This window comes from Micromonospora sp. NPDC048169 (assembly GCF_040652815.1).
GTDB lineage: Bacteria > Actinomycetota > Actinomycetes > Mycobacteriales > Micromonosporaceae > Micromonospora.
Genome location: NZ_JBEZMS010000032.1, coordinates 22780 through 43989, shown reverse-complemented (window position 1 = coordinate 43989; position 21210 = coordinate 22780). Strand labels below are relative to the sequence as shown.

Annotated in this window: 18 protein-coding genes; 13 read left to right on the top strand and 5 right to left on the bottom strand. The window is 74.2% G+C overall.

All coding sequences use genetic code 11. The features are described from left to right. Window positions 1-64 precede the first annotated feature (64 nt). From AB0D28_RS23435 to glgB, 7 genes are all read left to right on the top strand, one after another. Window positions 65-466, top strand: a complete 402-nt coding sequence (locus AB0D28_RS23435; RefSeq protein WP_357388953.1) for a hypothetical protein — start codon at window positions 65-67, stop codon at window positions 464-466. A gap of 68 nt (window positions 467-534) precedes the next feature. After that, entirely contained in the window at window positions 535-1152 is a 618-nt protein-coding gene (locus tag AB0D28_RS23430; RefSeq protein WP_357388951.1) for a helix-turn-helix domain-containing protein, read from the top strand. Further along, window positions 1149-2378: an NADH:flavin oxidoreductase gene (locus AB0D28_RS23425; RefSeq protein ID WP_357388949.1), complete on the top strand. Its 1230-nt coding sequence runs from the start codon at window positions 1149-1151 to the stop codon at window positions 2376-2378. Before AB0D28_RS23430 ends, AB0D28_RS23425 begins: the two co-directional genes overlap by 4 nt. A gap of 14 nt (window positions 2379-2392) precedes the next feature. Then, the gene (locus AB0D28_RS23420) at window positions 2393-4105 is read left to right on the top strand and encodes a 3-ketosteroid-delta-1-dehydrogenase (RefSeq protein ID WP_357388947.1); all 1713 of its coding nucleotides are present in this window, start codon (window positions 2393-2395) and stop codon (window positions 4103-4105) included. Between the two features lie 109 nt (window positions 4106-4214). Further along, window positions 4215-5060: an SDR family oxidoreductase gene (locus AB0D28_RS23415; protein WP_357388945.1), complete on the top strand. Its 846-nt coding sequence runs from the start codon at window positions 4215-4217 to the stop codon at window positions 5058-5060. Window positions 5061-5150: 90 nt separating this feature from the next. Continuing rightward, window positions 5151-7247 carry a maltotransferase domain-containing protein gene (locus AB0D28_RS23410; protein WP_357388943.1) on the top strand — a complete coding sequence of 699 codons (2097 nt, stop codon included), beginning with the start codon at window positions 5151-5153 and terminating at the stop codon, window positions 7245-7247. Next, entirely contained in the window at window positions 7235-9337 is a 2103-nt protein-coding gene (gene glgB, locus AB0D28_RS23405; protein ID WP_357388941.1) for a 1,4-alpha-glucan branching protein GlgB, read from the top strand. Before AB0D28_RS23410 ends, glgB begins: the two co-directional genes overlap by 13 nt. Window positions 9338-9403: 66 nt before the next feature. Here the strand turns inward: glgB and AB0D28_RS23400 are convergent, their stop codons facing one another. After that, on the bottom strand, window positions 9404-10444 hold the full coding sequence (locus AB0D28_RS23400; RefSeq protein WP_357388939.1) for a phosphatase domain-containing protein: 1041 nt from the start codon (window positions 10442-10444) through the stop codon (window positions 9404-9406). A 118-nt stretch (window positions 10445-10562) separates the two neighbouring features. Here AB0D28_RS23400 and AB0D28_RS23395 point away from each other — a divergent pair, with 118 nt between their 5' ends. The 4 genes from AB0D28_RS23395 to AB0D28_RS23380 all read left to right on the top strand — a co-directional run bounded on the left by AB0D28_RS23395 (window position 10563) and on the right by AB0D28_RS23380 (window position 14767). Next, window positions 10563-12167: a hypothetical protein gene (locus AB0D28_RS23395; protein ID WP_357388937.1), complete on the top strand. Its 1605-nt coding sequence runs from the start codon at window positions 10563-10565 to the stop codon at window positions 12165-12167. Window positions 12168-12183: 16 nt separating this feature from the next. After that, window positions 12184-12987 carry a peroxide stress protein YaaA gene (gene yaaA / locus AB0D28_RS23390; protein ID WP_357388979.1) on the top strand — a complete coding sequence of 268 codons (804 nt, stop codon included), beginning with the start codon at window positions 12184-12186 and terminating at the stop codon, window positions 12985-12987. Window positions 12988-13096: 109 nt separating this feature from the next. Next, the gene (locus AB0D28_RS23385) at window positions 13097-13744 is read left to right on the top strand and encodes a hypothetical protein (protein WP_357388935.1); all 648 of its coding nucleotides are present in this window, start codon (window positions 13097-13099) and stop codon (window positions 13742-13744) included. 81 nt (window positions 13745-13825) lie between these two features. After that, window positions 13826-14767 carry a TAXI family TRAP transporter solute-binding subunit gene (locus AB0D28_RS23380; protein ID WP_357388933.1) on the top strand — a complete coding sequence of 314 codons (942 nt, stop codon included), beginning with the start codon at window positions 13826-13828 and terminating at the stop codon, window positions 14765-14767. A gap of 7 nt (window positions 14768-14774) precedes the next feature. Here AB0D28_RS23380 and AB0D28_RS23375 read toward each other — a convergent pair whose 3' ends face one another. Both AB0D28_RS23375 and AB0D28_RS23370 read right to left on the bottom strand, forming a co-directional pair. After that, window positions 14775-16235, bottom strand: a complete 1461-nt coding sequence (locus AB0D28_RS23375) for a HAMP domain-containing sensor histidine kinase (protein WP_357388931.1) — start codon at window positions 16233-16235, stop codon at window positions 14775-14777. Window positions 16236-16245: 10 nt separating this feature from the next. After that, the gene (locus tag AB0D28_RS23370; RefSeq protein WP_357388929.1) at window positions 16246-16902 is read right to left on the bottom strand and encodes a response regulator transcription factor; all 657 of its coding nucleotides are present in this window, start codon (window positions 16900-16902) and stop codon (window positions 16246-16248) included. Window positions 16903-16986: 84 nt separating this feature from the next. Here AB0D28_RS23370 and AB0D28_RS23365 point away from each other — a divergent pair, with 84 nt between their 5' ends. Further along, window positions 16987-17325: a DUF952 domain-containing protein gene (locus tag AB0D28_RS23365; protein WP_357388927.1), complete on the top strand. Its 339-nt coding sequence runs from the start codon at window positions 16987-16989 to the stop codon at window positions 17323-17325. Between the two features lie 64 nt (window positions 17326-17389). Next, window positions 17390-17932, top strand: coding sequence for an acyltransferase (locus tag AB0D28_RS23360; protein ID WP_357388925.1), 543 nt, complete (start codon window positions 17390-17392; stop codon window positions 17930-17932). A 52-nt stretch (window positions 17933-17984) separates the two neighbouring features. Here the strand turns inward: AB0D28_RS23360 and AB0D28_RS23355 are convergent, their stop codons facing one another. Beyond that, window positions 17985-19733 carry a CDP-glycerol glycerophosphotransferase family protein gene (locus AB0D28_RS23355; protein ID WP_357388923.1) on the bottom strand — a complete coding sequence of 583 codons (1749 nt, stop codon included), beginning with the start codon at window positions 19731-19733 and terminating at the stop codon, window positions 17985-17987. Window positions 19734-19924: 191 nt separating this feature from the next. Next, a complete protein-coding gene (locus AB0D28_RS23350) occupies window positions 19925-21208 on the bottom strand; it encodes a nucleotide sugar dehydrogenase (protein WP_357388921.1) in 1284 nt (427 codons plus the stop codon). Between the last annotated feature and the right edge of the window lie 2 nt (window positions 21209-21210).

Sequence of the window (21210 nt, the reverse complement as noted above, 5' to 3'; positions counted from 1 at the left end):
CCGGTAGAGGAAGGGCCCCTTCTTAACGGGTGCCGGCCCGCCGCGCCCGGCACAGATGCACTGCTTGGAGGGCGAGCGCTACGACGTGGGACGGACGCTCCAGAGCATCCACGCCGCACTCCGACCGGAGGGGCATCTCGTCTTCGAGACCCGGCGTCCCGACCATCGCGCCTGGCAGGAGTGGGCGACGGATGCCGGCCCGGTCATCCGATCCGTCCCGGGCGTCGGACGGGTGGAACGGCGCTTCCGGGTCACCGCGATCGACCTGCCGTTCGTCTCCTTCCGCTTCACCTACCGGTTCCTGGCCGACGGGGCAGTGGTCACGTCGGACTCGACGCTGCGGTTCCGCGACCGCGACGAGGTCGAGTCGAGCCTGACCGCCGCCGGATACCGGGTGCTCGACGTGCGGGAGGCGCCTGATCGCCCCGGCCGGGAGTTCGTGTTCGTCGCGCGGCGGACGAGCTAGACGCGGAGCTCGTCACCGGCCGGTCGCCGATTATTGACGCTTCCTGCCAAAAATGCTTCACTGGCCCCATGGCCTCGGACAACTCGCCCGCGCGGCGCCGACGTGGCCGGCCCACGGTGCTCGATCCCGAAGCGGTCGGCACCGCGGCCCTGCGGCTCTGGGCGGAGAAGGGCTACGGCGCCACCGGCTGGGACGACATCTCCGCGGCCACCGGGGTCAGCGCCCGCACCCTGATGCGGCACTTCCCGTCCAAGGCCGCCCTCGCCTGGGTGGGGGTGCCCGCCGCCACCCGGCGGCTGACCGAGACGTTCCACACGCTGCCCCTCGACATCCCGCTGTCGGACGCGCTGCGCGCCGCCGTGGTGGCCTCCGTCTCCGACGACGCGCTCGTGCTCAGCGCGGGCGGGTACTGGATGCGGGTCGTCGCCGAGGAACCCGAGCTGGCGGAAGCCTCCGGCCGCGCCTACGCGCCCTGGACCGAGGCCCTCGCCCGGGAGATCGCCCGGCGTCAACCGGGAGCGCCGAGGGCGATCTGCCACGCCGTCGCCGCCGCGTACCGCGAGGCGGCCCAGGCCGCGCTGTACGACTGGGCCCACGGCGGCCCCGACGGCTCGCCCGCCCACGCCGTCGACGCCCTGCTGCGTCGGCTGGACATCCGCATCACCCCACCCGAGGAAGCCCCGTGACCGCCACGCGCCCGACTCCCGACCCGCTCGCCCCCGCCACCCTCGGTCCGGTTCGCCTGCGTAACCGGGTCATCAAGTCCGCCACCTTCGAGGGGGCGACCCCGGACGCCCTGGTCACCGACCGCCTGATCGAGTACCACACCGCTGTGGGCCGCGGCGGCGTCGGCATGACGACTGTCGCCTACCTCGCCGTCGCGCCCGAGGGGCGCACCGAACGGGGGCAGGTCTACTGGCGGCCCGAGGCGTTGCCCGGGCTGCGGCGGCTGACCGAGGCGGTGCACGCCACCGGCGCCAAGGTCAGCGCCCAGATCGGGCACGCCGGGCCGGTGGCGAACTCCCGCTCGAACGGGCTGCCCTCGCTCGCCTCGTCGGCGCGGTTCAACCCCCTGGCGATGGGCTTCGACCGCGCCGCGACGCACGACGACATCCGCCGCATCGTGGCCGCACACGGCAGCGCCGCCGCGGCGGCGCGCGAGGTGGGCTTCGACGCCGTCGAGGTGCACCTGGGCCACACCTACCTCGCCGGATCGTTCCTGTCGCCGAAGCTCAACCGACGCCGGGACGAATTCGGCGGTGCGCTGGCCAACCGCGCCGAGTTCCCGCGCCGGATCCTGGCCGCCGTCAAGGAGGCCGTCGGCGACGACGTGGCCGTCATCGCCAAGATGAACATGAGCGACGGCGTACGCGGCGGTTTCGATCTCGACGAGTCGATCCCGTTCGCCCGGATGCTGCAGACCGACGGGCACCTGGACGCCCTGGAGCTCACCGGCGGGTCCTCGCTGCTCAACCCGATGTTCCTGTTCCGGGGCGACATCCCGCTCGCGGCGATGGCCGCGCCCCAGCCGCCGCTGCTACGGCTCGGCATGAAGATGTTCGGCCGGTTCCTGTTCCGCGACTACCCCTACCAGCCGCTCTACTTCCGCGACCTCGCGCTCCAGTTCCGCCGGGAGCTGTCCATGCCGCTGATCCTGCTCGGCGGCGTCACCGACCTCGACGGGATGCGCACGGCCATGAGCGACGGCTTCGAGTACGTCGCGATGGCCCGCGCCCTGCTCCGGGAGCCGGATCTGATCAACAAGATCAGCCGCGACGCCGCCACCCGGTCGCGCTGCACCCACTGCAACCTCTGCGCCGCCAGCATCTTCACCGGCACCCACTGCCCCCTGGACGCCGAGGGGACGACGGCGCTCGTCGCCGCCGGTACCCGGCCCGTCGTCGCCCCGTAGCAAGGAGTTCCCCGATGTCCGTACCCCGGCAGCCCCGGCCGACCTCCGTCGACCTCGTCGTGATCGGCTCCGGCACCGGCCTCGCCGCCGCGCTCAGCGCCCACGAGGCCGGCCTCTCCGTCGTGGTCGTGGAGAAGTCGCGCTGGGTCGGCGGCTCCACGGCGCGCTCCGGCGGCGCCTTCTGGATCCCCGCCAATCCCGTGCTGGCCGCCGAGGGCTCCGGGGACACGCCCGAGCGCGGCGCGGCGTACCTGGAGGCCGTCGTGGACGGCTCCGCGCCCGAACAGCGCTGGCGCAGCTTCCTCCAGCACGGCACCGCCACGATCGAGATGCTCACGCGGACCACCCCGATGCGGTTCCTCTGGGCCCGCGGCTACTCCGACTACCACCCGGAGCTGCCCGGCGGCACCGCCGCCGGCCGGAGCTGCGAGTGCCGCCCGCTCGACCTGAAGGTCCTCGGCGCCGACCGCGCGCGGCTGCGTCCCGCCGTCCTCTCCGCACCAGTGCCCATGCCGGTCACCGGTGCGGACTACAAGTGGCTCAACCTGATGGCGAAGACCCCGGTTCGCGCGCTGCCCCGCATCGTGACCCGCCTCGCCCAGGGCCTCGGCGGCCTCGCGCTCGGGCGCGAGTACGCCGCCGGCGGCCAGGCCATCGCCGCCGGCCTCTTCGCCGGCGTCCGCCGCGCCGGCATCCCGGTCTGGACCGAGACGTCGCTGGAGCGGCTCCTGGTCGAGGGGAACCGGGTCGTCGGGGCCGAGCTGCGCCACGGGGAGACGACGTTCGCCGTACGGGCCGAGCGGGGTGTCGTGCTCGCCACCGGCGGCTTCGACCACAACCTGCCGCTGCGGCACGCCCACCACCACCGCGACCTGGGCGACTGGAGCCTCGGCGCGGACAGCAACACCGGCGACGGGATCCGCGCCGCGCAGGAGGCGGGCGCCGGCACCGACCTGATGGAGCAGGCGTGGTGGTTCCCCGCCGTCGCGCCGGTCGGCGACGCCGCGCCGTCGGTGCTCCTCGCCGAGCGTTCCCTGCCCGGGTCGCTCATGGTGGACGGCACGGGCCGCCGGTTCGTCAACGAGTCCTGCGACTACATGACGTTCGGGCAGCGGGTGCTCGGCCTCGCCCGCGAGCGCGCGGCGCTGCCGGCCATGTGGCTGGTCTTCGACCAGCGGTACCGCAACAGCTACGTCTTCGCCGGCACGCAGTTCCCCCGCGCCCCGCTGCCGAAGTCCTGGTACGCGGCGGGCGTCGCGCACCGCGCGGGCACCCCGGGTGACCTCGCCCGGTCGATGGACGTGGACGCCGACGCGTTGAGCGCCACCCTGGCGCGGTTCAACCAGCTCGCCGCCGCCGGCGTCGACGAGGACTTCGCGCGTGGCGCCAGCGCGTACGACCGCTACTACGGCGACCCGACGATGACGCCGAACCCGAACCTGCGGCCCCTGGCCGGCACCCTGTACGCCGTCCGGGTCGTCCTGTCCGACCTCGGGACCTGCGGTGGGATCCGGGCTGACGGCCTCGGCCGGGCGCTGTCCGACGAGGGGACCCCGGTCCCCGGGCTGTACGCGATCGGCAACGCCGCCGCCAACGCCTTCGGCCGCACCTACCCGGGGGCCGGGGCGACCATCGGCCAGGGCCTGGTCTACGGCTACATCGTCGGGCGGCACGCGGCGGGCAAGCTCCCCGCCGACCAGGCCGAGGGTCGCCGGACGGCGAAATAGGCACGGTTTGCCGCGATCGCCGCACCCGGGGCCGCCCGGCGTGCCAGCATCCGGCAGGACGCACGGGGCCGACCCGGACCGGCCGTCGGCGAAGCGGAGAGGAACCGACATGGGTACGTATGCGGTGACCGGCGCGGCCTCGGGCATGGGCCGGGCGTCCGCCGAGCGGCTGCGGCGCGACGGGCACACAGTCGTCGGCGTGGACCTGCGGGACGTGGAGGTCGTCGCCGACCTCTCCACGCCGGCCGGACGCGCGGCGGCGGCCACCGAGGTGCTGGAGCGCGCCGGAGGGCGGCTCGACGGGGCGGTCTGCGCCGCCGGGCTCGGCGGCATCCCCGGCCGGGACCGGCTCGTGCAGCAGGTCAACTTCTTCGGCGTGGTGGAGCTGCTCGAGGCGTGGCGACCGACGCTGGCCGCCGCCGGCAACAGCAAGGTCGTGGTGTTCGGCTCGAACTCCGTCACGCTCACCCCGATGGTGCCGGAGCGCGCCGTGCGGGCCCTGCTCGACCGAGACGCCGGCCGGGCGCTGCGCGTGGTGGGGCGCTTCGGCAAGCGCTCGGCGCCGTTCGCGTACGCGAGCTCGAAGCTGGCGGTGACGCGGTGGGCACGCCGCGCCGCGATCTCGCCGGAGTGGGCCGGCGCCGGCATCCGGGTGAACGTCCTGGCCCCCGGCATCATCGCCACCCCGCTGCTGGAGGAGCAGATGGCCCGGGGCGAGAAGGAGGCGGTCGAGGGGCTGCCGGTGCCGATCGGCGGGCGCGGCAGGCCGGCGGACGTCGGCGAGTGGGTGGCGTTCATGCTGTCGCCGGCCGCCGACTTCCTCTGCGGTTCGGTGATCTTCCTGGACGGCGGCTCGGACGCCTACTTCCGCACCGACGACTGGCCCGTCTCCACCGGGCCGGGCGGGGTGCTGCGCTACATGCGGCGTGCCAAGGCGTGGCGGGCCCGGCGCTGACCCGGCAGGCCCGCCCACCCGGGTGGGCGCGTCGCCGTGGAAGCAGCGCGCAACCGAGCGCGAAAGGATCTCGCGCAGTAGGTTGAGCGGGTGACTGGACGGTTCCCGATCGAAGACGTCTCCCCCGTCGTCTCCTGCGGTCGCTACCCGGCCAAGGCAGTGGTCGGCGAGGTCGTGCCGGTGTCGGCGCGGGCCTACCGCGAGGGCCACGACGCGCTCGGGTGCAACGTGGTCTGGCTCGGCCCGGACGGCGCGGCCCGCCCGTTCACCCGGATGCGCCCGGGCGAGCCCGGCCAGGACCGCTGGCACGCCACCATCCGCCCGGACGCGGTGGGCCTGTGGCGCTTCGCCGTCGAGGCGTTTCAGGACCCGTACCTCACCTGGCAGAACGCGGTCACCAAGAAGCTCGCCGCCGGTCAGGGCGCGGCCGAGCTGGCGAACGACCTGGCCGAGGGCGCACGCGTGCTGACCGCCGCGCTCGACCTGGTGCCGAAGGGCGACCGTGAGCGCGTACGCGAGGCCGCGCGGGCGCTGACCGACGACGGGCTGGAGCTGCCGCGGCGGGTGAGCGCGGCGCTGGACCTGGCCGACCTGCTCTGGGAGCACCCGGTCCGTGAGCTGGTCACCACCGGCGAGGAGCGCACGCTCTGGGTGGACCGGCCCCGGGCGCTCTTCTCCGCCTGGTACGAGTTCTTCCCCCGCTCCGAGGGCGCGGTCCCGGCCACCGTCGACGCGCCCGCCCGTTCCGGCACGTTCGCCACCGCCATGGAGCGGCTGCCGGGTGTCGCGGCGATGGGTTTCGACGTGCTCTACCTGCCGCCGATCCACCCGATCGGCCGGGTCAACCGCAAGGGCCGCAACAACGCGCTCACCGCCGGGCCGGACGACGTGGGCTCGCCGTGGGCGATCGGCGCGGCCGAGGGCGGCCACGACGCCATCCACCCCGATCTGGGTACGCCTGAGGACTTCCGCGACTTCGTCGCGGCCGCCGCCGAGCAGGGTCTCGAGGTGGCGATGGACCTGGCGTTGCAGTGCGCGCCGGACCACCCGTGGGTCACCGAGCACCCGGAGTGGTTCACCACCCGCGCCGACGGCAGCATCGCGTACGCGGAGAACCCGCCGAAGAAATACCAGGACATCTATCCGCTGAACTTCGACAACGACCCCGAGGGCATCCGGGCCGAGGTGCTGCGGGTGGTGCTGCACTGGGTCGGCGAGGGCATCCGGATCTTCCGGGTGGACAACCCGCACACCAAGCCGTTCGACTTCTGGCACTGGCTGATCGCCGAGGTCAAGAAGGTCGACCCGGACGTGCTGTTCCTGGCCGAGGCGTTCACCCGGCCGGCGATCATGCACGGGCTCGGCAAGATCGGTTTCACCCAGTCGTACACCTATTTCACCTGGCGCACGACGGCGGCCGAGATGCGGGAGTACTGCGAGGAGCTGGTCGCCTCGGTCGACTGGATGCGGCCGAACTTCTGGCCGAACACGCCGGACATCCTGCACTCGTCGTTGCAGCACGGCGGCCCGCCGATGTTCAAGATCCGGGCGGTGCTGGCCGCGCTGCTCTCCCCCTCGTGGGGCATGTACGCGGGGTTCGAGCTGTTCGAGCACGTGGCCCGGCCGGGCGCCGAGGAGTACCTGGACAACGAGAAGTACGAGCTGCGGCCCCGGGACTGGGACGCCGCGCTGGCGCAGGGCCGGTCGCTGGCGCCGTTCATCACCACGCTGAACCGGGTACGCCGGGACAACCCCGCCCTGCACCAGCTGCGCAACCTGCGGTTCCACGACATCGACAACCCGGCGCTGCTGTGCTGGTCGAAGCACGACCCGGCCACCGGCAACACGGTGATCGTGGTGTGCTCGTTCGACTCGCACGAGGTGCAGTGGGGCAACACCACGCTCGACATGCCGGCGCTCGGGCTGGACTGGCACGAGCGGTTCACGGTGCGCGACGAGCTGACCGGTGCCGAGTACGACTGGGGGCAGCGCAACGCCGTGCGCCTGGACCCGTACCTGCAACCGGCGCACGTGCTCACCGTGCGCCGCCCGGCCGCACCGGCCCCCGCCGAGCCGGAGCACCCGGCCGCGCCCGACCTCACAGTCGAAGACGTACCCGCCGACCTCTCCGGCGGCACCGCCCCGACCGCACCGGCCGACAAGGACGACACCCGATGGACCAGTTGATCGCCGGCGAGGTACACGACCCGCACGCCGTGCTCGGCGCGCATCCCGCCGACGGGAGCACCACGATCCGGACGCTGCGCCGGGGCGCGGGCGAGGTGACGGTGCTCGTCGACGGCGACCGGCACCCGATGAAGCGGGTGCACGACGCCGGTGTCTTCGAGGCGGTGGTCCCCGGCGAGGTGCTCGACTACCGGGTCGAGGTGGACGGCACGACGCACGACGACCCGTACCGTTATCCGCCCACCCTCGGCGACCTCGACCTGCACCTGATCGGCGAGGGCCGGCACGAGCGGCTCTGGGCGGCGCTCGGCGCCCGGGTCTTCGACGAGGGCGTCGCGTTCACCGTCTGGGCGCCGAACGCGCGTGCCGTGCGGCTCGTCGGCGACGTGACCGGCTGGGCGCCGGACGACGGCTGGCCGATGCGGTCGCTCGGCTCCAGCGGTGTGTGGGAGATCTTCGTGCCGGGCATGCCGGTGGGCGCGCGCTACAAGTACCGCGTCCTGGGCGCCGACGGCCGGTGGCGGGACAAGGCCGACCCGATGGCCGCGCGCACCGAGGTGCCGCCGGCCACCGCGTCGGTGGTGCACCGGTCACGGTACGAGTGGGGCGACGCGGACTGGCTCGCGCGCCGGTCCCGGCAGGCCCCGCACCAGGAGCCGATGAGCGTGTACGAGGTGCACCTGGGCTCCTGGCGGCCCGGCCTCGGCTACCGGGAGCTGGCCGAGCAGCTCACCGCGTACGTGCTGGAGATGGGCTTCACCCATGTGGAGTTCCTGCCGGTGATGGAGCACCCGTTCGGCGGCTCGTGGGGCTACCAGGTCACCGGCTACTACGCGCCGACCGCCCGGTTCGGCGACCCGGACGACTTCCGCCACCTGGTGGACCGGCTGCACGCCGCCGGCATCGGGGTGCTCCTGGACTGGGTGCCGGCGCACTTCCCCAAGGACGAGTGGGCCCTCGCGCGTTTCGACGGCACCCCGCTGTACGAGCACCCCGACCCGCGTCGCGGCGAGCACCCCGACTGGGGCACGTACGTCTTCGACTTCGGCCGCAACGAGGTGCGCAACTTCCTGGTCGCCAACGCGCTCTACTGGCTCGACGAGTTCCACATCGACGGGCTGCGCGTGGACGCGGTCGCCTCGATGCTCTACCTGGACTACTCCCGCTCCGACGGGCAGTGGGCGCCGAACGTGCACGGCGGCCGGGAGAACCTGGAGGCCATCGCGTTCCTCCAGGAGGTGAACGCCACCGTCTACCGGCACCACCCGGGCGTGCTGATGATCGCCGAGGAGTCCACCGCCTGGCCCGGGGTCACGAAGCCGACCTCCGAGGGCGGGCTCGGGTTCGGGTTCAAGTGGAACATGGGCTGGATGCACGACACCCTGCTCTACACCTCGAAGGACCCGATCTACCGGCAGCACCACCACCATCAGCTCACGTTCTCCCTGGCGTACGCGTGGAGCGAGAACTACGTGCTGCCGATCAGCCACGACGAGGTGGTGCACGGCAAGGGCTCGCTGACCGGCAAGATGCCCGGCGACACCTGGCAGCGGCTGGCGACGGTACGGGCGCTGCTGGCGTACATGTGGGCGCACCCGGGCAAGCAGTTGCTCTTCATGGGCTGCGAGCTGGCCGACGACAGGGAGTGGAGCGAGGAGCGCGGCCTCGACTGGTACCTCACCCACGACCCGGCCCGCGCCGGCGTGCAGCGCCTGGTGGCCGACCTGAACCGGGTCTACCGGGCGAGTCCGGCGCTCTGGGCGCAGGACACCGACCCGGCCGGTTTCCGCTGGATCGCCGGAGACGACGTCGCCAACAACACGGTGTCGTTCATCCGGATCGCCCCGGACGGGCAGACGCTGGTGTGCGTGACGAACTTCTCCGCGCTGCCGCTTGAGGACTACCGGATCGGCCTGCCCGCCGCCGGTACGTGGGCCGAGGCGCTGAACACCGACGCCCACCACTACGGCGGATCGGGTGTCGGCAACCTGGGCGAGGTGCACGCCGAGAACATCCCCTGGCACGGCCTGCCCGCCTCGGTCTCCCTGCGCGTCCCCCCGCTCGGCGTGCTCTGGCTCCGCCCGAGTTGATCATGAGGTTGACGCAGTTGTGGATCTCCACAAGGTCGTCAACCTCATGATCGACGCTGTGAGCGGTCAGACCAGGTCGGCTTCGCGCAGCAGCTTCCACAGGCCGGCGCCGTCGGGGGCGCTGAGCCACTTCTGGCCGATCGGGCCCGACGACGACCGTCCGGCCGGGGCGGGCAGGCTGCCGGCCAGCACCGACTGGGTCGGCGACAGCCGCCGGATCGCCACCCCCGCCACGTTGTCCGGGTGGGCGGCGGCGAACTCCCGGTAGATCTCCGGGTCGTGCTGCCCGTCGTCGCCGATCAGCAGCCAGCGCACCTCGGGAAACTCCCGGGACAGCCGGGCCAGTGTGGCCCGCTTGTGCTCCCGGCCGCTGCGGAACCACCTGTCCGCCGTCGGACCCCAGTCGGTGAGCAGCAGCGGCCCGGCCGGGTAGAGGTGCCGGGACAGGAACCGGGTGAGCGTCGGCGCGACGTTCCAGGCGCCGGTGGACAGGTAGAAGACCGGCGCGCCCGGGTGGGCGGTGGCCAGCCGCTCGTACAGCACCGCCATGCCCGGCACCGCGGTGCGGGCGTGCTCGTCCAGCACGAACGTGTTCCACGCGGCGAGCAGCGGCCGGGGCAGCGCGGTCACCATGACCGTGTCGTCGATGTCGGAGAGGATGCCGAAGCGGACGGCCGGGTCGAGGATGCGGACCAGCGCCTCCACCGGCTCGGCGTCGGCGACGCTGAGGCGTACGCAGCCCCAGCCGGGGGTGAAGTCGCCCTCGATCACGGTGTCGACGAAGCCGCTGCGGTCGGCTGTCACCTCCTGGCGCACGCCGTCGGCCTCGATCGTCACAGTGATGTGCTTGGCGGGCAGCGTGGCGAAGCTGCGCCAGCCCCGCACCTTGTCCAGCCGGCCCCGCCGCCGGGTGTCCGGACGCCCGAGCAGCACCCGGCAGAGCACGCGCGCCCAGCCCGGGGCGCCGTAGCCCGCGTACGCGATGATGTTGGGCTGCCACCCAGTGCGCCGCAACCGGCGCTCCACCAGGCCGTGCACGGCGTCCTCGAAGCGCGCGGCGCGGTGCAGTTGCGGAACGGCCAACTGGTCCGGTGGTGTGGGCGGCACACGGCAACAGTGCCACAACCGGCCCGGCCGGGCCACGCGAGTGATCCACGCCGATCCGGCCCGGCGCCGGCCGCCGCCGTGACAGACTGCGGTCGGGACGACGACGGGGGCGTTTGTCGTGTCGACGACGAAGCGGGACCCGGTGCGACCGCGTCCGGACGCGCCGGCGCTGGTGGCGCTGCTGCTCGGCGCCGCGGGGGTCGGCTACCGGCTGGTGCTGACGCTGCTCACGGTGCCCGCGTCCAACAGCGACGAGGCCACGTTCGGCCTGGCCGCGCTGCACATCGCCGGGCGCGGTGAACGGCCGGTCTTCCTCTACGGCCAGCGCTACATGGGCATGCTGGAGTCGTACCTGGCCGCGCCGCTCGTGGGCTGGGGCGGGCCGGCCTGGCCGCTGCTGCGGCTGCCGCTGCTCGCGCTCTTCGCGGTCTTCCTGTGGCTGGCGTACCGGCTGACCCGCCGCCTGTTCTCCCCCTGGCTCGCCGTCGCCGTGGTGGGTCTGCTGGCGCTCGGCTCGGAACGCGTGGTCCGCGACCAGCTCACGGCGGTCGGCGGCCGTCCCGAGGTCAAGCCGGCCGTGCTGGCGATGCTGCTGATCGCGGTCGCGCTCGGTGACCGGCGGATCCGGCACCACTGGCTGGCCACCGGCGCGTTCGGGCTGCTCGCCGGGCTGGCGCTCTGGTCGGACTGGCTGATCGCGCCGTACCTGCTGGTGGCGGCGGTGGTGCTGGCGGTGGCGGTGCCCCGGGACCTGATCGGCTGGCCGGGCGTGCTGCTGGTCGTGGGCTTCCTGGCCGGGATCGCCCCGGTGATCAAGGACAACCTCGTCGCGCCGCCCGGACAGGACTCGCTGTCGGTGTTCCGCGAGATCAGCACCAAGGAGGGGGTCGCGCCGCCGCTGGCCGAACGGCTGCGCGGCGGGCTGCTGGAGGGGGTGCCGCTGGCGTCCGGCATGTGCCCGATGGACGGCTGCGCACGCTGGGCGCAGTGGTTCGGCCTGCTCTACCCGGTGCTGCTGGTGGCCGCCGCCGCGCTCGGCCTGCGCGCGTACCGCCGGGCCGCCGACCATGCCGCGCGGGTCCGGGCCGCGGCGATCCTCGGCCTCGTCGCGGGCGCGGCGCTGACGCTCCTGGCGTACGTGCGCAGCCCGCTCGCCGCGACCGACCCGCTCGGCAACGCCCGCTACCTGTCGGTGCTCCAGATCTCGCTGCCGGCCGTGCTGTGGCCGCTCTGGCTGGCCGCCGCGCACGCGCTGCGGGCCACCGCCGGACGGGCCGCCCGGATCGGCGGCGTCACGGCGACTGTGGTGCTGGCCGGGCTGACCGCCGCCACGCTGGCCGGCACCGTGGCGTTCCTGGCCGGTGTGCCGGCGGTGCGGGACGAGGAGCGCACCGCCCGCCGCCTCGCCGACACGGTGGAGAGGGCCGGGCTGCGCGAGGTGTACGGCGACTACTGGACCTGCAACCGGCTGATCTTCAACACCGGGGAGACTGTCGCGTGCGGGGTGCTCGACGGCGCGCTCACGCCGGGGCAGAACCGCTATCCGGCGTACTGGCGGCGGGTGGCGCGCGCCCAGCGGCCCGGGTACGTGGTGACGGCCGGCTCCCCGGCCGAGCGCACGCTGCGGCGGCTGCTGGGCGACCGGGCCGACGCGGCGGTGGTCGCCGAGGTGGGCGGCAGTCGCGTGTACCACCCCGACCGTGCCGTGCGGCCGTGGCGCTGAACCCGGCCCGTACGCTGTGCCGGTGCTCATCCTGCTGCCCCCGTCGGAGGGGAAGGCCGAGGCCGGCACGGGCCGCCGGCTGGACCTGTCCCGGCTGTCCCTGACCGAGCTGAACCCGGCCCGGGAGGCGGTCCTGACCGCGCTCGTCGACCTGTGCGCCGGGCCGGACGAGGCGGCGGCCCGGACCGCGCTGGGCCTGACCGAGGGGCAGCGCGGCGAGCTGCGGCGCAACGCCCGGCTGCGGAAGGCGGCCACCGCACCGGCCGGACGGCTCTACACCGGGGTGCTCTACGAGGCGCTCGGCCTGGACACGCTGCCCCCCGACGCGCAACGGGCGGCCCGCCGCCAGGTGCTGATCAGCTCCGGGCTCTGGGGCGCGGTGCGGCTCGCCGACCGGATCCCGCCGTACCGCTGCCCGATCGGGGCGCGGCTGCCGGGGCTCGGTGCGCTGTCGGCGTACTGGCGGGAGGCGCTCGGCCCGGTGCTGGAGCCCGCCGCCGGACGCGGCCCGGTGCTGGACCTGCGCTCCGGCGCGTACGCGGCCACCTGGACGCCGCGCGGCGCGCTCGCCGAACGCACGGTGACGGTGCGGGTGCTGCACGAACGCACCGTGGACGCCACGCCCACCCGGTCGGTGGTGAGCCACTTCAACAAGGCCACGAAGGGCCGGCTGGTGCGGGATCTGCTGCTGGCCGACGCCCGGCCGCGCACCGCCGACGCGCTGGTGGGGGCGCTGCGGGAGCTGAAGTACACGGTCGAGGAGGCGCCCCGGGCGGCCGGCCGCCCCCGGCAGGTCGACCTCGTGGTCACCGAACTCTGAGGCGCGCGCTTCCCGCAAATTTTGCTCAAGGCTCGGGCGCAGCGGTTCCCGGTCCGGCGCTGGGGGGCCACGGTAGAGGCACCCCGAATCTGACCGAGGAGCCGCGCCGATGCTCACCACGCTGCTCGACCGCCCGAGCCCGTCGCCACCGCCGCTGGACTGGCTGACCCTGACCGACGCCTTCGAGATCGCCTGCATGGTGCGCTGCACCCCGCCACCGGCCGCCGGCGTGCGCCGGCTCGACTCCGGATCGCACCGGGCCGGGATCGCCGAGTTCAACCGCGAGGACGCGGCACAGCGGATGCGGCAGCTCCTGGGCCGCCTCGACGTGCCGGTGGAGCACGAGCTGACCACCGGTGGCCTGCGCCGCCGTTACGAGCTGCACCGGCTCTCGGTGCCGCAGCAGCACCGGGCGGCGTACGCGAATCTGCTGGCCACGGGCTGGCGGCAGGGCCGCCGGGAGCTGCTCGGCGGGCCGTTCCCCGGCGCCTCGGCGGCGCGGCGGCTGTGGCGGCCCCGGCTGGCCGCGGCGGCCTGGCGGGCGGCACTGCTCGCCGGCGGCCGGCACGTACGCCGGCACTGCCTCGGCATCCGGCTCGCCGACCGCGACCTGGCGGCGGTGCTGGTACGCGGGGCGGCGCTGCTGGACGTGCCGGCGGCGCTGCGGCCCGGCTCGGGCTGCTTCCTCGTGGTGGTGGCGAACGGCGAGCACCGGGACCGGATCACCGAGAGCGCGGAGCTGGCCCCGGCGAACTGACCGGCCCGGTCCGGGCTCCCGGGCGGCAGGTGCACGGTCCGGGCTTGCGCGGCGACGGGTGCACGGCGCAGAGTGCAGCCCGTGAGCCGACACTGGCCTGTGCGCGCCGCCGCCCCGCTCGTGCTGGTGCTCCTGCTCGTCACCGGGCTCACCGCGTGCCGGGACGAGCCGTCCGAGCCGACCCGCATCCGGATCGCGACCGGCAGCCCCACCGCCGTCTACCACGCCTTCGGCCAGTCGCTCGCGGCGCTGCTCAACCGGGAGCTACCAGGCGTGCGGGCCGAGGTGGTGGTAACCGCCGCCTCGGCGCAGAACGTCCGGCTGGTCGGCGGCGGGGAGGCGGAACTGGGCTTCACCCAGGCCGACGTGCTGCCGCCGCGCGAGCCCGAGCACCCGTCGGTGCTGGCTGTGGCCCGGGTCTACGACGACCTGCTGCACCTGGTCACCCGCGCCGGCGGGCCGATCCGCACGCTCGGCGACCTGCGCGGCCGGCGGGTGTCGGTGGGCGCCGACGGCTCCGGCACGGAGATCACCGCGACCCGCCTGCTGGCGGTGGCCCAGCTCGACGGCGACCGGATACGCCAGGAGCACCTGGGGCTGGACGACTCGGTGGCGGCCCTGCGCGAGGGACGGATCGACGCGTTCTTCTTCTCCGGCGGGCTACCCGTGCGCGGCGTCGCCGACCTGGCCCAGCGGACCTCGCTGCGGATCGTCGACCTGGGCGCCTGGACCGAGCCGCTGCGCCGTGCGTACGGGCAGGTCTACGTGACCCGGGACGTGCCGCGTTCGGTGTACCGGGCCGACCCGGTCAGCACCGTGGCGAACCCGAACTACCTGATCGTCCGCGCCGGCCTGCCCGCCGCGCTGGTGCGGGAGGTGACCCGGCTGCTGATGGACCGCCGGCAGGAGCTGGCCGCAGCCCACCCGGCGGCCGGACGGATGAGCCCCCGGTCGGCCATCGTCACCACCCCGCTGCCACTGCACCCGGGCGCGGCGCAGTGGTATCGCGACGCGAAGCCCTGACGACGGGTCAGCGCCAGACCGGCCCGACGGCCTCCGGCGGCCCGACGGCCTCGGGCGGGCCGGCGACCTCGGGCGGGGCGACGACCTCGGGCGGGCCGGGGGCGGGCGCCGGGAACCACAGCTCGGCGACGAGGCCCCGAGGCTCGCCCTGACGCATGGTGAGCCGGCCGTCGGAGGCGTCCACGAGCACCGCCGCGATGGTCAGGCCGAGACCCACGCCGTCCACGTTCTGCGCGTCCGGCGCCCGCCAGAACCGCTCGGTGGCCTGGTCGAGCTGGCTCGCCGTCATGCCCGGGCCGGTGTCGCCGACGGTCAGCACCGTCCCGCCGCCGTCGGCGCGTACGGTCACCGTCACCTCTCCCCCGGCGCCGCTGAACTTCACCGCGTTGTCGATCAGGGCGTCCAGCGCCTGGTCGATCGCGGTCGGCACGGTCCAGGCGTACACCGGCGCGTCTGTCGCGTCGAGGCGCAGTGCGACCTCGCGGTGCCGGGCCAGCGGCAGCCAGGCCGCCACCCGGGAGGCGGCCGTGGCGGTGGCGTCCACAGTGACCCGCTGGTTCTCCTCCCGCTCCGCACGCGCCAGGGTGAGCAGCGCGTCGAGCACGGTGGCGAGCCGGTCGGTCTCCTCCAGCGCCAGCTGGTGCTCGGCGCGTCCGTCCGGGTCGGTGAGGCTGGGACCCAGTTCCTCCACCCGCAGGCGCAGCGCGGTGAGCGGGTTGCGCAGCTGGTGGCTGGCGTGCGCGACGAAGGCGCGCTGCCGGTCCATCACGTCGGACACCGCGTCGGCCATGTGGTTGAAGCTGGTCGCCAGCCGGCGCAGTTCGGGCGGGCCGACCCGGGGGCGGACCCGCGCGGCGCGGCGGCCCTCGGCGATCTCGTGGGTGACCGCGTCCAGCTCGGTGACCGGGCGCAGCACCCAGCCGGCCAGCCCGAACGCGGTCGAGACGCAGGCCAGCACCGCCAGCAGCCCGATGCCGGCCAGCAGCAGCCACCACACGGTGACGGAGCGGCGCACGCCGTCCGCCGGGCTGGTCGTGACCACGGCGCCGAGCACCTCGCCGCCGTCGTTGATCGGTACGGCCGTCACCACCGGCCCGCTGTCCCAGGGCCACACCGACTCCGGGCCGCTGAACTGCTGTCCGGAGAGCGCGGTGTCGAGCGCCGGGCCGGCGCCCTCGTCCGGCTTCCAGCCGGTCGAGGCGACAACGGTGCGCCGTTCCCGGTCCACCACCGCCGCACCGATGCCGTACAGCGCGTCGTAGGCGGCCAGTTCCCCGTCCAGCGGGCCGGAACCGCCACCGCGCAACGCCGGTCCGGCCAGCGAGGCGAAGCGGGTGGCGTCGGCGAGGCGGTCGGCGCGTACCCGGTCGGTCTCCCGGGTCGCGAGGGTGGCCGCCAGCGGCGTCTCCAGGGCGAGCAGGACCAGCACCATCAACAGCAGGTAGCTGATCACCAGCCGGCGGCGCACGGGCCCCTCCTCACGCGTCGCGGAGCCGGTAGCCGACCCCGCGTACGGTCTCCACCAGCGTCGGGTCGCCGAGCTTGCCGCGCAAGGACCCGACGTGCACCTCGACGGTGTGCCGGTCGGCCCAGGTGGTGCCCCACACGTCGAGCAGGATCCGCTCGCGCGGCACCGCCACCCCGGGCTGGCGGGCCAGGGACAGCAGGATGTCGAACTCCTTGCGGGTCAGCGTGACGTCCCGGCCGGCCACGTTCACCGTCCGGCCGCCCACGTCGATGCGGACCGCCCCGGCCTCGATCAGGTTGCGCTGCGGCGCGGTGTGGGCGGCCCGCCGCAGCACCGCCTCGATCCGCGCCTGCAACTCCACCATGGAGAACGGCTTCACCACGTAGTCGTCGGCGCCCAGTCGCAGCCCCAGCACCCGGTCGCGTTCCTCGCCGCGCGCGGTCACCGCGATGATGCCGAGCCGGCTGCTGCGCCGCCGCAGCTCGCGGCACAGTTCGGTGCCGTCGCCGTCGGGCAGACCCAGGTCGAGCAGCACCAGGTCGCAGGGGGCGGCGGAGAGCGCGGCGGCCACCGTGGCGGCGTGTTCCACCTGGTAGCCGCGCCGGGTCAGCGCCGACGACAACGCCGCGGCGACCCGGCGGTCGTCCTCGACCAGGAGGATCCGCACCCGTGCCTCCCTCCGCTCGACGTGTTGCCCTGCGAATGGTGGCAGACGCGCCGCCGGGACGCGAGGCCGCTCTAGGCTGCGGTGGTGATCTACAAGATTCTCACCGACGACGAGTGGGCGCGGGCACGGGCCGACGGGCGGTTCGCCGGCACCGCGATGGACCGGCAGGACGGCTACGTGCACCTGTCCGCCGCCGACCAGGTGGTGGAGACCGCGCGGAGGTTCTTCGCCGGGGTCACCGGCCTGACCGTGCTCGCGGTGGACGAGTCCCGGCTCGGCGACGCGCTGCGCTGGGAGGTGTCCCGAGGCGGCGCGCGGTTCCCGCACCTGTACGCCGCGCTGCCGGTGGACGCGGTGGTCGCCGCGCACCCGCTGCCGGCCGACCGGCCGGCCGCCGACGCGGTGGCCGAACTGCTCGGGTGAGCGCTCGTTATGCTGCGTCGAGCCCGCCCGTCGGCGCGACGCGCCCTGCATGATGCGAGTTGAGATGACTGACAGCAACGACCGGTCCGCCTCCGTCTTCGTCCACCCGACGGCCGACGTGGAGGACGGCGCCCAGGTCGGCGACGGCACGAAGGTCTGGCACCTGGCGCACATCCGGTCCAGCGCCCAGGTCGGCGCCGGCTGCGTGATCGGCCGCAACGTCTACGTCGACGCGGGCGTCACCGTCGGCGACCTGGTGAAGATCCAGAACAACGTCTCGGTCTACCAGGGCGTGACCATCGAGGACGAGGTGTTCGTGGGCCCGTGCGCGGTGTTCACGAACGACTTCCGCCCCCGCGCGCAGAACCCGGACTGGACGATCACCCCGACGCTGGTCCGCCGGGGCGCGTCGATCGGCGCGAACGCCACGCTCGTGTGCGGCATCGAGGTCGGCGAGTACGCGATGATCGCCGCCGGCTCGGTGGTGACCCGCGACGTCAAGCCGTACCAGCTGGTGGCCGGCAACCCGGCCCGCCCGAAGGGCTGGGTCGACGCCAAGGGCGAGGTCGTCTCCCGCGACGTCGACAACCCGCCGCACCAGGGCTGAACGCGGTACGGGGCGGCGACCGCGCCGGTCGTCGCCCCGTAGCCGGTACGCCTCAGCCGCAGAGCCGGCCGATCTCGTCCCGGAACCGGTCCATCGGGTTCGACCCGGCCGGGCCGAGCAGGTACTCCTTCAGCTCCCGCCGCGCCCCGGTCATCGGGTCGTCGCCGGCCCGGGTCACGTCGAGGATCTTCGTCAGCTCGCCGCAGTCCGCCGAGAGCAGGTACGCCGCCCGCGCGGTCGGGAACTGCCGCCGGAACTCGTCCTCGGGCAGGCCGGCCGGGTTGGCCACCACGTACGGCCGCTCGCTCTGCACGAAGTCGGAGACCACGCTGGACACGTCACTGACCAGCAGGTCGGTGACGTTGAAGCAGTCGAACAGCCCCGGCGTGCGGCCGGTGACCACCAGGTGCGCGGCGCCGTCCAGTGCGGACGGCTCGGTCTCGCCGCCGGCCGCGCTGATCCGGGACACGATCCGCTCGTGCGCGGCGCGGGCCTTCGGCGAGCGCGTCCCGGTCAGCGGGTGCGGCTTGTAGATCACCCGCACGTCCCCGGCGGCGAGCAGGCCGGACACGATCCGCTCCCCCATCAGCACCAGCGAGGTGTGGTACGGGTCGTCGTCGAGCCAGCCCTCCCAGGTCGGCGCGTACAGCACCGTGAAACGGTGGTCGGCGGCGCCGGAGCCGAACGTGTGCACCCCGGCCAGCTGCGGCCGGCCGATCTCCACGATGTCGCGGTCCAGCACGCCGACGTCGGCCCGCGCGTACCGTTCCCGCCCGGCCGGACCGGCCACCCAGACCTCGTCGTACACCTTGCTGTACGGGTTCACGCTGGCCTGCTTGTCGCTGTCGCCGTGGCCGACGAAGACGTGCTTCACGCCCGGCTCCCGCAGCAGGTGGATGTTGGCGCCGACGTTCGCGGCGTACAGCGCCACGCGCAGCGAGCTCAGGTCCAGGTTCATGAAGTCGACGCCGGCCGGCACGCAGATCACCGGCAGCCGGGTGTCGGCGAGCTGCCCGAACGCGTCCGCGGCGCGCAGCAGCACGACCGCGCGGCGGCCGGTCGCCTCCACCGGCGCGAGCCACATGTTGGCCTGGTAGACGTCCTTGGCCGGGCCGGCGAAGTAGAGCGCCACCTCGGGCCGTTCCCGGGCCATCCAGTCGTGCACGGCGGGCAGCACACCCGGGGCCTTGCCCCGGCCGCGCAGCGCGGTGAGCGCCAGCACCGCGGCGGTGACCAGGCCGGCGGCGAGCGTGACCAGGCCGGTGACCACGACCGGGGCGACCCGGTCCAGCGCGGCGGCGAGCACCGCGGCCGGCACCAGCAGCACGTTCAGCAGCGGCATCCGCAACCCGGCCAGCCGCCGCGCCCAGGCCGGCGGCACCGGGACCCGCCGCAGCGCGCCGAGGTCGATGTTGCGGGTGTACGCCGGCGGGTCGACCCGGCCGTCGATCACCTTGGTCACCGCGCCGGTGGCGACCGCGACCGTCCACAGCGCGGCGGGCAGCAGCAGGACGGCGACGGTGCCGGCCACGCCGGGGCGCACCGTGGCGACCACCAGCAGGACCACCGACAGATCCCGGACCAGCCGCCGGAAGGTGGTGCCGAGACCGGCCTTGTCGAGCAGCGTGGCGGTCCCGGTGTGCCGCCCGGCCAGGGCCAGCTCACCGGCGACGGCGACCACCGCGGCCACCGCGTACGGGACCACCAGGCCGAGGACTCCGGCGAGGACCATGACCGCGTAGCCGAGAAGCGTCGCGCCGACCGCGGCGAGACCCTGCTGGCTGCGTACTCTGCTGAACAACGACACGCTCCCTGTCTGCCCCACCGATGTCGGTCCGGGTCGATTTCCGACGGCTGCGACCCTAAACGGATCACATGACACAAGTATTGCCGGGGTGTCCGGCAGATGAACTCCGCACGGCGTGATTGCGACGGCGGCACGCGACGGGCCCCGGCCGTCCGCGACGGCCGGGGCCCGTGGAGCCTCTGGGGTCAGCCCCCGATGACCACCCGGCGCACGCCGGTCCAGCGCGCCGGGTCGGTGACCCGGCGGCCGTCGACGAGCACCGTCACGCCCGGCAGGTCGGCCGGGGCGAGGGTGCGGTACTCCGCGTGGTCGGCCTGGATGACGGCGGCGCCGAGCGGCTCGCCGTCGTAGCCGGGCAGGCCGTGCGCGACCAGTTCCTCGTTCGTGTACATCGGGTCGGAGACGTACGGCACCGCACCCCGGCGGCGCAGCGCCTCCACGGTCGGGAAGACACCGGAGAACGCGGTCTCCTTCACGCCACCCCGGTAGGCGGCGCCCAGCACCAGCACGCCCACCCCGGTCAGGTCGCCGTACGCGGCGGCGAGCAGGTCGACCGCGTACTCCGGCATGGCCGCGTTTGCCTCGCGGGCCGAGCGGACCACTGTCGCGGCCGGGTCGTTCCACAGGTACATCCGCGGGTAGATCGGGATGCAGTGGCCACCGACCGCGATGCCGGGCGAGTGGATGTGGCTGTACGGCTGCGTGTTGCACGCCTCGATGACCTTGGTGACGTCCACGCCGACGGTGTCGGCGAAGCGGGCGAACTGGTTCGCCAGGCCGATGTTCACGTCCCGGTAGGTCGTCTCGGCGAGCTTGGCCAGCTCGGACGCCTCGGCCGAGCCGAGGTCCCAGACGCCGTTGGGGCGGTCCAGGTCGGGGCGCTCGTCGAAGTCGAGCACCGCCTCGTAGAACCGGACGCCGTGCGCGGCCGACGCCTCGTCGATGCCGCCGACCAGCTTCGGGTAGCGGCGCAGGTCGGCGAAGACCCGGCCGGTGAGCACCCGCTCCGGGCTGAACACCAGGTGGAAGTCGGCGCCGGGGGTCAGGCCGGAGCCCTCGGCGAGCATCGACGCCCACCGGTTACGGGTGGTGCCGACCGGCAGCGTGGTCTCGTAGCTGACCAGCGTGCCCGGCTTCAGCCCACGGGCGATGGCCCGGGTGGCGTCGTCCATCCAGCCGAAGTCCGGCACGCCCTCGGCGTCCACGAACAGCGGCACGACCACGACGACCGCCTCCGACTCGGCGACCGCGGTGGCGGTGTCGGTGGTGGCCGACAGCAGGCCGGCGGCCACCGCCTCCTTGAGCTTGACGTCCAGGTCGGCCTCACCCGGGAAGGGCACGGCACCGTCGTTGACCAGCTGGACGACCCGCTCGGAGACGTCGGCGCCGATCACCCGGTGCCCCTTCGACGCGAACTGCACGGCCAGGGGAAGACCGATCTTGCCGAGCGCGACGACGCAGATGTTCATGA

What these genes read in the sequence shown, in the direction of transcription:
- AB0D28_RS23430 (WP_357388951.1), top strand. Translation starts at nt 535, where the DNA reads ATGGCCTCGGACAACTCGCCCGCGCGGCGCCGACGTGGCCGGCCCACG.
- AB0D28_RS23420 (WP_357388947.1), top strand. Translation starts at nt 2,393, where the DNA reads ATGTCCGTACCCCGGCAGCCCCGGCCGACCTCCGTCGACCTCGTCGTG.
- AB0D28_RS23415 (WP_357388945.1), top strand. Translation starts at nt 4,215, where the DNA reads ATGGGTACGTATGCGGTGACCGGCGCGGCCTCGGGCATGGGCCGGGCG.
- glgB (WP_357388941.1), top strand. Translation starts at nt 7,235, where the DNA reads ATGGACCAGTTGATCGCCGGCGAGGTACACGACCCGCACGCCGTGCTC.
- AB0D28_RS23385 (WP_357388935.1), top strand. Translation starts at nt 13,097, where the DNA reads ATGCTCACCACGCTGCTCGACCGCCCGAGCCCGTCGCCACCGCCGCTG.
- AB0D28_RS23360 (WP_357388925.1), top strand. Translation starts at nt 17,390, where the DNA reads ATGACTGACAGCAACGACCGGTCCGCCTCCGTCTTCGTCCACCCGACG.
- AB0D28_RS23350 (WP_357388921.1), bottom strand. Translation starts at nt 21,208, where the DNA reads ATGAACATCTGCGTCGTCGCGCTCGGCAAGATCGGTCTTCCCCTGGCC.